The sequence below is a fragment of the Sphingopyxis sp. SE2 genome (genome assembly GCF_032227185.1).
Lineage (GTDB): Bacteria > Pseudomonadota > Alphaproteobacteria > Sphingomonadales > Sphingomonadaceae > Sphingopyxis.
Map to the genome: position 1 here is coordinate 4,001,487 of NZ_JAPMXW010000001.1, position 12,341 is coordinate 4,013,827.

General features: G+C 68.1%; 8 protein-coding genes. 5 read left to right on the forward strand and 3 right to left on the reverse strand.

Features of this window, described 5'->3' with window-relative positions; genetic code table 11:
* The first annotated feature begins 8 nt into the window (after positions 1–8).
* The 4 genes from OVY29_RS19000 to OVY29_RS19015 all read left to right on the forward strand — a co-directional run bounded on the left by OVY29_RS19000 (position 9) and on the right by OVY29_RS19015 (position 8,649).
* A complete protein-coding gene (locus tag OVY29_RS19000) occupies positions 9–1,418 on the forward strand; it encodes a TolC family protein (protein ID WP_313911927.1) in 1,410 nt (469 codons plus the stop codon).
* Positions 1,419–1,526: 108 nt separating this feature from the next.
* On the forward strand, positions 1,527–2,846 hold the full coding sequence (locus OVY29_RS19005) for a hypothetical protein (RefSeq protein WP_313911928.1): 1,320 nt from the start codon (positions 1,527–1,529) through the stop codon (positions 2,844–2,846).
* A gap of 174 nt (positions 2,847–3,020) precedes the next feature.
* Entirely contained in the window at positions 3,021–7,739 is a 4,719-nt protein-coding gene (locus OVY29_RS19010; protein ID WP_052182025.1) for an NAD-glutamate dehydrogenase, read from the forward strand.
* 52 nt (positions 7,740–7,791) lie between these two features.
* Positions 7,792–8,649, forward strand: coding sequence for a hypothetical protein (locus OVY29_RS19015; protein WP_313911929.1), 858 nt, complete (start codon positions 7,792–7,794; stop codon positions 8,647–8,649).
* Here OVY29_RS19015 and OVY29_RS19020 read toward each other — a convergent pair.
* Positions 8,634–8,879, reverse strand: coding sequence for a ribbon-helix-helix domain-containing protein (locus OVY29_RS19020; RefSeq protein ID WP_052182016.1), 246 nt, complete (start codon positions 8,877–8,879; stop codon positions 8,634–8,636). The genes OVY29_RS19015 and OVY29_RS19020 overlap by 16 nt on opposite strands.
* Positions 8,880–8,989: 110 nt before the next feature.
* On the opposite strand from OVY29_RS19020, the gene OVY29_RS19025 reads away from it, so the two are divergent.
* On the forward strand, positions 8,990–9,736 hold the full coding sequence (locus OVY29_RS19025) for a DUF4019 domain-containing protein (RefSeq protein ID WP_313911930.1): 747 nt from the start codon (positions 8,990–8,992) through the stop codon (positions 9,734–9,736).
* A 204-nt stretch (positions 9,737–9,940) separates the two neighbouring features.
* Here the strand turns inward: OVY29_RS19025 and phbB are convergent, their stop codons facing one another.
* Positions 9,941–10,663, reverse strand: coding sequence for an acetoacetyl-CoA reductase (gene phbB / locus OVY29_RS19030; protein WP_037553728.1), 723 nt, complete (start codon positions 10,661–10,663; stop codon positions 9,941–9,943).
* 107 nt (positions 10,664–10,770) lie between these two features.
* Entirely contained in the window at positions 10,771–12,327 is a 1,557-nt protein-coding gene (locus OVY29_RS19035) for a DUF1963 domain-containing protein (RefSeq protein ID WP_313911931.1), read from the reverse strand.
* Positions 12,328–12,341: the final 14 nt, after the last annotated feature.

Sequence of the window (12,341 nt, forward strand, 5' to 3'; positions counted from 1 at the left end):
GAAAAACAATGACGCTCCGCAATCTCGTCACCGCCGCTTCGGCGCTCGCGCTCGCCGCCTGCGCGGTCGGCCCCGATTACAAGGCGCCGCAATCGGCGTCGGCGCCCGCCGCGACGGGGGCCTTCGTTTCGGCGAACAGTCCCGCGGTGTCGCTCGCGCCCGTCGCGGCCGACTGGTGGCGCCTCTATGACGATCCCGTGCTCGACGGGCTCGTTGCCGATGCGCTCGCCAACAATACGGATGTGCGTGTTGCGGTCGCGAACATCGCCAGGGCGCGCGCGGCGCTGCGCGGCGCGCGCGCCGACCGGCTGCCGCAGGGCGAGATCGGCGCGGGTGCCAATTACGGCCGCAACCCCGCGGGCCAGCGCCTTCCGGGCGCCGACCGCGAGGATTGGACCGTCGATGTCGGCGCCAATATTTCCTATGAGGCCGACCTGTTCGGCCGCGTGAGCCGTTCGGTCGAGGCCGCGCGCGGCGACGCCGAAGCCGCCGAAGCCAACGCCGACGCGGTGCGCGTGATCGTCGCCGCCGATACGACGCAAGCCTATGCGGACGCCGCATCGGGCGCCGCGCGGCTCGACGTCGCGCGGCGGATCGTTGACCTGCTCGATCAGCAGGTGAAACTCACCGAGCGGCGCAAGGAGGTCGGCATGGCGACCGGGCTCGACGTTGCGCGCATCACGACGCTCCGCGACCAGCGCGCCGCGGACATTCCCTCCATCGAGGCCGAGCGGCAGGCTGCACTTTTCCGCCTCGCGACTCTGACCGGTCGCGCGCCCGCTGCGCTCCCCGCCATCGCGGGCGACCGCAACATCAGCCTCGAAATCACCGATCCCATCCCGGTCGGTGATGGGGCGGCGCTATTGAAGCGCCGTCCCGACATTCGCGCCGCCGAGCGCCGCCTCGCCGCCGACACCGCGCGCATCGGCGTCGCGACGGCGGATCTCTATCCGCGCATCACGCTCGGCGCTTCGGCGGGCTCGACCGGTACCGGTTTCGGCGACGTGTTCGGCGGAGGGCCGCTGCGCTGGCTGCTCGGCCCTTTGCTCAACTGGGCCTTCCCGAATCAGGAACCCGCGCGGGCGCGAATCGCGGCGGCCGAGGCCGACACGCAGGCGTCCCTCGCCGAATTCGACGGCACCGTGCTGCGCGCGCTCGAGGAGACCGAGACGGCGCTCTCGTCCTACGCACGGTCGCTCGAACAAAGGCAGGCGCTGCGCGCCGCGCGCGACCAGGCCGAACGCGCGGCGCGGATCGTGCGCGCGAAGCGGCAGGAAGGCGCGTCGGATTCGCTCGAATGGCTCGACGCCGAACGCACCTTCGCCGAAACCGAAGCGGTGCTCGCGGCGCAGGACGGACAGATCTCGCGGCGCCAAGTCGCGCTGTTCCGCGCGCTTGCAGGGGGCTGGTCGAGTTAAGGCTGCGCGGGCCCGGCGCCGCGCCCCCACCATCGTTTACGCCGCTTTTACCAGTCCCGGTGCATAAGGTTTACCGATATTTATGGCTGGGGATAAATGATGGACAGCATGCGCGGCCTGCTTTCGGGCAGCCACGACCAGGAGGATGGGGCGATCGATGCGCCCGCGTCGGTCGGCGTCGATGAACGGCGGATGCAGGTCAGGGCCTATAATTACTGGGCGTCGCTGCTCGGCGATCGCGCTTATCCTTCGGTCGAGGACCTCGATCTCGAGAGCGCCGATTTCGGGCCTTATTCGGTGCTGCTCGACTTTACCGCGGGCGTCGAAAATCCGGGCTTGGCCTATATCGGCGAGACCCTTCGTACCGAGTCGCAGATCGACGAGGATGTCCATTATATCAGCCAGATTCCCGGCCGTTCGCTGCTGTCACGCCTGACCGACCATTATCTGCAGATCATCGCCAACCGCGCGCCGATCGGCTTCGAGGCCGAGTATGAGAGCGATCGCGGCGTCACGATCATGTACCGCGGCATATTGCTGCCCTTTTCGTCCGACGACGACACGATCGATTTCATCATGGGGGTGATCAACTGGAAGGAAGCGGCCCCCGCCGATCAGGCCGAGGAACTGCAATTGTCGGTCGAACAAGCGCTGCGCAGCGCCGCACCGCTGACCGCGCCGGTGCCGGTGTGGGCCGACGGCCCCGACTCGGGGCATCTGGGCGACGATGTCGACGCCGCTCCCGGCTTTGCCGCGCTGCAGGGCGAGGGTGATTTTTCTGTCGACCTGTCGGTCGACGACGATGTCGCGGCCGATCCGGGCGCGGACGCCGAACTCGCCGACTGGCTCGCGCTCGCGCGCGAAACCGCCGAGCGGGCCGTCGCCGCCGACAGCCGGAGCCGTGGTGCGCTCTATCAGGCGGTCGGCAAGGCATGGGATTTCGCGCTGGCGGCCGACGCGCAGCCCGAAGCCTTCGCCGCGCTGCTCGACGACGCCGGGCTGACGGTGCAGGATCGCGCGCCGATGACGCCGATCGTGAAGCTGGTCTTCGGCGCCGCCTATGACAAGACGCGGGTCGCCGAATATGCCTGCGTGCTCGGCCACGCAAAGGATCAGGCGGTCGGTCGCGGCGAACTCGCCGCCTATCTCGATCGCTATCCGGGCGGGCTCAAGGGTCTCGTCAAGGACGCGCGTGCGCGCCGCAAGCCGGCTGAGAGCGGCGAGCGGGCGAACGCGAAGCTCGAAGCGCTGCGCCGCGCGCAGCCCGCACTGATCCTCGAACATGATGCCGGCGACGCCGAATTCGTCGTGCTGATCGCGCGCGCGATGCCCGGCGGCCATATCGGGATCGTCGCCAAGGCGGCCGACGATCCGGCGCTGGTCGCGAAACTCGCGAAAAAGGCGGTCGCGATTACCCCCGGCGGCTGAACGGCGCTTGATAGCGTTCACGCAACAGACAATCCCAAAATTGAAATATTTTTACGCGGGGCCGCGAACGAGGCCTTGAGCCGCGCGCCGCTCGGGCGCATAGGAGGCGCAGCGAACGGACCCCCGCCGATCGTCGGCTGGGATCCCCCTCTTTGGTTCGGGATGCTGCATTTTATGTCTCAGAAACTGTCCGATACGCCGGAAACGGACACGCCGACCCCCTCCACCGTCAAAATCCCCCCAAAAGTCTCCGCCGCCTATCTGGCCGCGCTCGCCGGCAGCGCGCTGCCGGGCGAGGGCGACGATATGGACGAGGCCGCACTGGCCGACGCGAGCCAGTTCGCAGCGCGCGCCGCGCTCGACCGCACCGCCGAAACGCCGTCGCTGCTGCTCGAACCGATCGCCGCCGACGGCACCGATCGCCGGATGCGGCTTGCCATCATCAACGACGACATGCCCTTCCTCGTCGATTCGACTTCGCAGGCGGTCGCGGCGCAGGGGCTCGCCGTTCACCGCATCCTTCACCCCGTCGTCGCGGTGAAGCGCGATGCGAAGGGGCATCTGCAGGAAGCCGGCGAAGGCGGAACGCGTGAGTCGGTCATTTATATGGAACTCGAGCGCGGCGACGCGCGCGCGCGTCGGCGCCTGCTCGACGGCCTCGAAGCGGCGCTGCGCGACGTGCGCGCCGCGGTGCGCGACTGGCGAGCGATGCGCGCCGCGATGCTCGCCGACGCCGCGATGCGCGTCGACGGCGAAGGCGCCGAGCTGCTGCGCTGGTTCGAGGGCGGATCGATGACCCAGCTCGGCCACGAATGGCGCACGCGCGATGGCAAGGCACAGGATCCGCTGGGCATCAGCGAGAGCAGCGACAGCCAGCTCCTGTCGCCCGCGGCGCTCGAAGCCGCCTTTGCCTGGTTCGACGCCCGGGAAAAAGCGGGGGGAGGCCACGCGCCGCTGCTGATCAAGTCGAACCGGCTGTCGGCGGTCCATCGCCGCGTGCTGCTTGACCTCGTCGTTGTCCCAGAATTGAAGGGAAATAAGGTCGAACGCCTGTCGATCCACGCCGGCCTGTGGACCAGTCAGGCCTTGTCGTCGCCGCCGGCAAAGGTGCCGGTGCTGCGCGCGCAGCTCGAAGCACTGATGGCGAAATTCGGCTTCGATCCGACGGGCCATGCGGGCAAGGCGCTCGCCCATGCGCTCACCGCGCTTCCGCATGATTTGCTGATCGCGTTCGACTCGGCTTCGCTCGAAGCCTTGGTGCTGACCTCGATGTCGATCACCGATCGGCCGCGGCCCAAGCTGGTGACGGTGCAGAGCGCGCTCGGCCGCCACCTGTTCGCCTTCGTCTGGCTGCCGCGCGACGAAGTCTCGACCGGCCGCCGCCTCGCGGTCGAGAGCCTGTTGGTGCGCGAGGCCAAAGCGGGAGTCATCGGCTGGACGATGGTGCTCGAAGACGGCGGTGCGGCACTGCTGCGCTATACGCTCGACCTCAGGAGCGGCGGCGTCGTTCCCGATACCGAGGCGCTCAACGCGCAGCTCGAACAGATGGTGCGCGGCTGGCAGCCCGAGGTCGAGGCGGCGCTGGCGAAGCGCGGCGACCCGGGCCGCGCGGCGGCGCTCGCGGCGCGCTTTGCGCCGACTTTCCCGCCCAACTACCGCAACCTCTATAACCCCGAGGAAGCCGCGCGCGACATCCTGCGCCTGCGCGATCTCGACGCGGGCAATCCGCGCAGCGTGCGGCTCGCGCGGAAGAGCCTCGACGGCGACGACCGGCTGCGGCTCAAGGTCTACAGCGCCGCCGGCCCGCTGGCGCTGTCCGACGTCGTTCCCGCGCTCGAACATTTCGGCTTCGAAGTGCTCGAGGAAATCCCGACCACGCTGCAAGGCCGCACGCCGGGCGCCGAGGACGAAGACGAGTCGGCGATCGTCATCCACGATTTCACGCTGCGGCTGCCCGCCAATGTCGACGAGCTCGCGCTGCTTCCTTATGCCGAGGTGCTCGAAGGCGCGATCACGGCGGTGCTGGGAGGCCGCGCCGAGAATGACGCGTTCAACGAATTGGTGCTCACCAACCAGACCGACCCGCGCGCGATCGTGTGGCTGCGCGCCTGGTTCCGCTATTTGCGGCAGGGCGGCTCGGCCTATGGCATGGACACGGTGGTCAGCGCGCTGCGCCATGCGCCCAAGCTGACGGCGGCGCTGATCGAGCGTTTCCGTGCTCTCCACGACCCCAAGGCGCGCGATGCCAAGCGCGCCGAGGCGCTCGAAGCCGAGATCCTCGCCGACTTCGCCGACATCAAGTCGATCGACGAGGATCGCATCCTGCGCCTGTTCCACGCGGTGATCGGTGCGACGCTGCGCACCAACGCCTTCGCCCCTGCGGCCGAGGAAGCGCTGGCGTTCAAGATCGATTCGAGCCTCGTCCCCGGCCTGCCCAAGCCGCTGCCGTGGCGCGAGGTGTGGGTCTATTCGCCGCGCGTCGAGGGCGTCCATCTGCGCGCCGGCCCGGTCGCGCGCGGCGGGCTGCGCTGGTCCGATCGCCGCGACGACTTCCGCACCGAAATTCTCGGCCTGATGAAGGCGCAGCGCGTCAAGAACGCCGTCATCGTGCCGACCGGCGCGAAGGGCGGCTTCTATCCCAAGGCGCTGCCCGACGTGTCGCTCGACCGCGACGCCTGGTTCGCCGAGGGCACCGAATGCTATCGCATCTTCATCCGCTCGCTCCTGTCGATCACCGACAATCTGGTCGGCGGCAAGGTCGTGCATCCGAAGGGCGTGGCAATCCTCGACGGCGACGATCCTTATTTTGTCGTCGCCGCCGACAAGGGGACCGCGACCTTCTCCGACGTCGCCAATGCGCTCGCGATGGAGCGCGATTTCTGGCTCGGCGATGCGTTCGCGAGCGGCGGGTCGAAGGGTTATGACCACAAGGCGATGGGCATCACCGCCAAGGGCGCGTGGATTTCGGTCCAGCGCCACTTCGCCGAAATGGGCGTCGACGTGCAGACCGACACGATCCGCGTCGCCGGTTGCGGCGACATGTCGGGCGACGTATTCGGCAACGGCATGCTGCTGTCGAAGGCGATCCAGCTCACCGCTGCCTTCGACCACCGCCATATCTTCCTCGACCCCGATCCCGATCCGGCGAAAAGCTGGAAAGAACGCGACCGGATGTTCAACCTGCCGCGTTCGAGCTGGGACGATTATGACAAGAAGCTGATCTCGAAGGGCGGCGGCGTCTTCCCGCGCAGCCAGAAGAGCATACCGCTCTCCCCCGAGGTGCAGGCGCTGCTCGGCCTGTCGGTCAGCGAAATCGACCCGGGCTCGCTGATCTCGGCTATCCTGAAGGCGCCAGTCGACCTGCTCTGGTTCGGCGGTATCGGCACCTATGTGAAGGCCGCGAGCCAGAATAATGCCGAGGTCGGCGATCCCGCGAACGACGCGTTGCGCGTCGATGCCGAGGATCTGCGCGTCAAGGCGGTCGGCGAGGGCGCGAACCTCGGCGTGACGCAGGCCGCGCGCATCGCCTTCGCGGCGAAGGGCGGGCGGATCAACACCGACTTCATCGACAACAGCGCGGGCGTCGACTGCTCGGATAACGAGGTCAATATCAAGATCGCGCTCAATCGCGAGATGGCCGAAGGGCGCCTCAGCCAGGACGACCGCGACGCGCTCCTCGTGCGCATGACCGACAATGTGTCGGATCTCGTGCTCGAGGATAACCGGCTCCAGGCACTCGCGCTGTCGATCGCCGAAAAGGGCGGCTCTGCGGCGGTGCCGTCGCTGGTGCGGATCATGGAGACGTTCGAGGGCGCCGGCCGGCTCGACCGCAAGGTCGAGGGGCTCGCCGCGAACGACGAGCTCCTCCGCCGCGCGGGCGAAGGGCGCGGGCTGACGCGCCCCGAACTCGCGGTGCTGCTCTCGACCGCGAAGCTCGCGCTGCAGGACGCGATCGAGAACAGCGACCTGCCCGACGATCCGGCGCTTGGCGGCGACCTCGCTGCGGCCTTCCCTGACGAGATGCAGCGCGACTTCGCGCCGGCGATCGCCGATCACCAGCTGCGCCGCGAAATCATCGCGACCAAGATCGCGAACCGCATCATCAACCGCATGGGCATCGTCCATCCGTTCGAGCTGGTCGAGGAAGAAGGCTGCGCGCTCGGCGACATCGCCGCAGCGTTCGTTGCGGTCGAACGCCTGCTCGACATGCCGGCGATCTGGGAGGCGCTCGACGAAGCCAAGATCGACGAGGGCGTCCGCCTGTCGCTCTTCGCGCAAGCGTCGTCGGCGATGACCTCGCAGATGGCCGATCTCCTCCGCGTCACCCAGAGCCTGTCGCAGCCGGGCCCTGTCGTCGCGCGGCTCGAGCCGGGCGTCGATCGCCTGACCGCGGGCGTCGACGCGCTGCTCAGCCCGTCGGTCAAGCGCCAGTGGGATATGCTCGCGCAGCAATTGCTCGACGCCGGGGCGCCCGAGACGCTGACCGCCGCGGTCGTCCGGCTGTTCAAGACCGACGGCGCGATCGGCATCGTCGACCTCGCCGAACGCCGCGGCGACGACGAGGTCGCGGTGACGCGCGCCTTCACCCATCTGGGCGAAGCGCTCGGGCTCGACTGGGCGCAAACGCTCGCGGCGCATATGAGCCCCGCCGATCCGTGGGAACGCCTGCTCGTCAACAGCCTCGCGCGCGATTTCCAGCAGATGCGGCTGGCCTTCCTTGGCCAGCTGCCGAAGGGCGATCTCGACGCGGCGGTGACCAAATGGCTCGCCGACCATGCCCCGCGCGTCGAACAGTTCCGCAGCACCGTCGACCGCGCGCGGATGATTCCGAACCCCAATGGCGCGATGCTGTCGCACATCGCCGGGCAGGCGCGCGGATTGTTGGCGCGGTAATCAAATAAGGCCCTCCCCTGAAGGGGAGGGGCTTCAGGAAAGCTTCCCCTCCATGCCGTTCCAGCCCCGCGTCGCGATCCTGATCCCGGCGCCCGATTATGAAGAAAAGTGGCAGCCCGCCTTCGCCCGCAAGGCGGCGGCGCTGACCGCGGCCGGGCTGATCGTCGAGCAGCGCGTGTGGACCGATCCGGGCGATCTTACCGGTTATGACCTCGTGCTGCCGCTCTTTGCCTGGGGTTATCAGCGCGATGTCGCGGCCTGGTATGCTTTGCTCGACCGGATAGAGAGCGAAGGCCTGCCGGTGGTCAATCCGGTGCCGGTGCTGCGCTGGAACAGCGACAAGGCCTATCTCGCCGAGCTCGGCGCAAAGGGCGTCGCGGTCGTGCCGACGGTCGAGGTCGATGCGCTCGACGACGCGCGCCTCGCCGAAGCGATGGCCGAGCTCGGGGTCGACGAAGTCGTGATCAAGCCCGCGATTTCGGGCGGCGCCGACGGCACGCACCGCGTCGCGCCCGGCACGCCGATCCCCGCCGACGCGCTCGGCCAGCGCCGGCTCGTCCAGCCGCTGATGCAGGGCATCCTCACCGAAGGCGAATTTTCGCTCTTCTTCTTCGCCGGCAAATTCAGCCACGCGATCGTCAAGCGCCCGGCATCGGGCGACTTTCGCGTGCAGGAACAGTTCGGCGGGCGCGAGACGGTGTGGGACGCGAGCGACGCAGCGCAGCGCCTCGCCGCCGCCGCGCTGGCGGCCGCGCCCGCACCGCCGGTCTATGCGCGCGTCGACATGGTCGGCGATGCGGCGGGAACGCTCCACATCATGGAACTCGAGTTGATCGAGCCGTCGCTCTTCCTGCATCACGCCCCCGACAAGGGCGCGGCGTTCGGGCTGGCGGTTTACGGCGCCATCTGATCGGGTCGCCCCCGCCACAGCCATTGCCGGATCGCCGAGGTCAGGTTCGGCGGGTCCTCCGCCTCCATCCGTTCGACATCGATCCGCGCGACGAGCGCGTTGACCGGCAGCGCCTGCCGCACCGCTTCGGCTTCGAGCGCGTCCCAGAAGACGGGCTCGAGGCTGATCGAGGTCGGATGGCCGGCGATCGTCACCGAACGTTTGACCGGGGGATGAAGCGGCGGCGCCATGGTCCGGATTTATAACGCCTGTCCGGCGAGGGGTACGATTTATTTGGGGGTGACCGCGATTCGGGCGGCGCCTAGATTGGCGCGCGAATGGAAGCGAAACAGGCACGCCGATGACCGCGGGAATCCACACTCTCACCGAAAAGGAGAAAGAGACGCTGCGGCTGCTTGTCAGCGGCTATGACGCCAAGTCGATGGCGCGGCATCTCGGGCTGTCGGTCCATACGATCAACGAAAGGCTGCGCGACGCGCGGCGCAAGATGGCGGTGTCGAGCAGTCGCGAGGCGGCGCGCCAGCTGCGCGAGATCGAGCACCGGACCCCTCAAATATTGGCGGACAAGGCTTTGGGAGAAGCCGCTGCCCTACCCGATGTGGAAGACCGGACGACACCCGCCGAGGCGCCCCGCATGGTGCGGCCGCTCGGCTGGCTCGTTGGAGGTCTTCTGATGTCGCTTAGCTTGGCCCTGTTCGCTTTTTCCTCGATGACCGGCACCGCCGACACGCCCGCGGCGGCGCCGTCGACCGCGCCCGCCGAAAGCCCTGCGGTCGCGGCGGCGCGCGACTGGCTCGCGCTGGTCGAGAAGGGCGACTGGAACGGCAGCTGGGAGGCGACCGGCCAATCGTTCAAGGCGCTCAACTCGGTCGAGACCTGGGCGCGGGTCGCGCAACAGGTGCAGAGGCCGCTGGGGCCGGTTAAGTCGCGGGTTCTGATGAGCGACGAGTCGGTGCCCGCGCCGCCCTATGGCTATCAGATGGTCAAGTTCCGCACCGACTATGCGAACAAGACGGGCGCGATCGAGACGCTGTCGCTGGTGCGCGAGGGCGGAAGCTGGCGCGTGGTCGGGGTGACGGTGGAGTGAGGGTTGGAGAGGGTGGGCCAGAGATTTGAGACCACCCTCTTGTTCCGTTCGTGCCGAGCTTGTCGAAGCGCCGTTCTTCCTTTCGACGTCGCAAAGAAGGAACCAGGGGCGAACGCGTTACGGGGTAGAGTGAGCGGCGACGGCAAAGCCGCCGCCAAGACGTCAGACGGGGCGGCGATCTTTCGGATCGCCGCCCTCGGCCCGTCAATACATATGCTGCCCGCCATTGATCGACATCGTCGATCCGGTGACGAAGCCCGCATCCTCGCTGCACAGGAACGCTACCCCGCGCGCGATCTCGTCGGCCTGCCCCAGACGCCCGACCGGAATCTTGGCGACGATCTTTTCGAGCACCGGCGCCGGCACCGCGGCGACCATGTCGGTGTCGATATAGCCCGGCGCGATCGCGTTCACCGTGACGCCCTTCTTCGCGCCTTCCTGCGCGAGCGCCTTGGTGAAGCCGTGGATGCCCGACTTGGCGGCGGCATAATTGACCTGGCCATATTGGCCCGCCTGCCCGTTGATCGACCCGATGTTGACGATGCGGCCCCAGCCGCGCTCGACCATGCCGGCAAAGGTCGCCTTCGCCATGTTGAAACAGCCGCCGAGGTTGACGCGCATCACATCGTCCCAATCGTCGTAGCTCATGCGCGCAAGCGTGCCGTCGCGGGTGATGCCGGCGTTGTTGACGACGATGTCGATCGCGCCGAATTCCCCGGCGATGGCGGCGCAATTGTCGAGGCACGCCTGATGGTCGCCGACGTCCCATTTGCGCGCGGCGATGCCGGTCCGGTCAGTGAATTCGCGCGCCTTTTCGTCATTGCCGGCATAGTTGGCGACGACGGTGACGCCCTGTTCCTTCAGCTTCAGCGAAATCGCTTCCCCGATGCCGCGGCTGCCGCCGGTGACGATTGCGATGCGTGCCATAAATCAAGCTCTCCCACTGCGTTATCGCATCATGATTAGGCTGCGGCACGGAGCGCTGCAAGTTGACCGGAACGTCAATCGCAAAGCTATTCAGGAAGAAGATTGACCTAGCTGCCGAGCTGCGCCCGCACCTTCGAAAAATTCCCGATCGCCAAATCGGCCCGGTCGATGGTCACGACCAGATCGGCGTCTTCGCCGAATTTCCGGCTCATCAGCCCGCTGCTCGGCAGTTCGAGCAACACCACGTCGCGGCCGGCGTCAAAACCGGGCAGGGGGCGAACCGGTTCGCCGCCCATCGCCGCCATCTCGGACGCCGCCATCGCGCGCCACCGGGGTTCATAGAATGCGCGCGCCGGCGCCGACAGATTGTCGGGGTTGGCGCACCAGGCGTGCTTGGCGCGGTCAAACAGGATCGTCCGATAATCCTGAACCCAAAGATCGGCGTCGGGGCGATGCGTCGTCAGCGGCAGCGTGATCATCTCGATCCGCTCGGCGCCGGTTTCGGGATCGACGGTGCGAACCGCCTTGGCCCAGCGGATCGCGTGCAGCGCTGCCATCACCGCGGTCGCGTCGCCGGGCGAGAAGCTGTCGCGCGCCGCGCTGTCGTGGACGATAGCGATGATCTCGCGCGCGCGTTCGCAGGCGTCGCGGTTGATCGCGGCGCACTGGTTCGATGCCTCGTCATCGTCCATGTTCGCCGCCGCGTCCTGTTCGAGCCCGCCGAGCCGCATTTCGAGGAGCGCGACCATCGCGGTCATGCTGCCCCAGTCGAAAGGATGAAAGGCGGGATCGGCGATGTCATAGCCGCGATCGGCGCGCTCGCCGCCCGCCACCTGGGCATCGTCCGCGTCGCGCGGATCGGGATCGCCCGCGCGCACGGCGACCAGATCGACGGGCCATTCGGGAAAGGCGCGGATAGCGAAGGGCGCAAGGTCGCCTTGGCCGAGACCCCCATGGGGACCGAACCAGCCTTCGGCATCGTTGAGCGCGAACGGGGGCTGGGTCGGCATGCCGGTGTCGCGAAGATGCAGGACGCGCACCTCGGGCTTGCGGCGATGGATGAAAAAGGCGAGCGCCCCTTCGCGCGGCCCCAGCCCGCCCCACAGGTCGGCGGGCAGGTCGGTGCAATCGATCTGCGCGAGGAAATCGACCGGCTGGTCGTCGATCCGGGGCCACGCCATGCCCGCCGCGAGTCGCGGGCGGCCGCCCAGCCAGCTGTTGGTTGAAATCGCATCGCGCGGTGGAATTTGGGGAAGGAGGCGAAGCGCGACGGTTTCGGCCTCGTCGCGCTCGATCCGGTGCGCCTGCTCCGCGACTTCGGAGGCGATCGTTTCGAGCGTCGTTTCGATCGCGGCGGGCGATGCGGCCTCCAGGGGCGCAGCCGCGTCGGGCGCGGAGTCATAGCCGCTCTCATCAACCATGTCCGGCGGCGTCTGGCGGCGGATTCGCGCGAGCCGCGACGGTGAGATTTCGACGTCGTCGGGCGGAGCTTCGGCCCGGCGCGACAGTTTCGGCAAGCGATATTCGCGCGCGGCGCGCGGGGCAGGGCCGGGGGCGGCCGTGGCGGCGCGCGGATGCCGCGACCGCCAGATGGCATAGGCAAGTCCGACGAAAGTCAGCGTGACTCCGGCCAGCGTCAATGCCGCCGTCAGAATCTGGTCCATCGCCTGTCTCCATA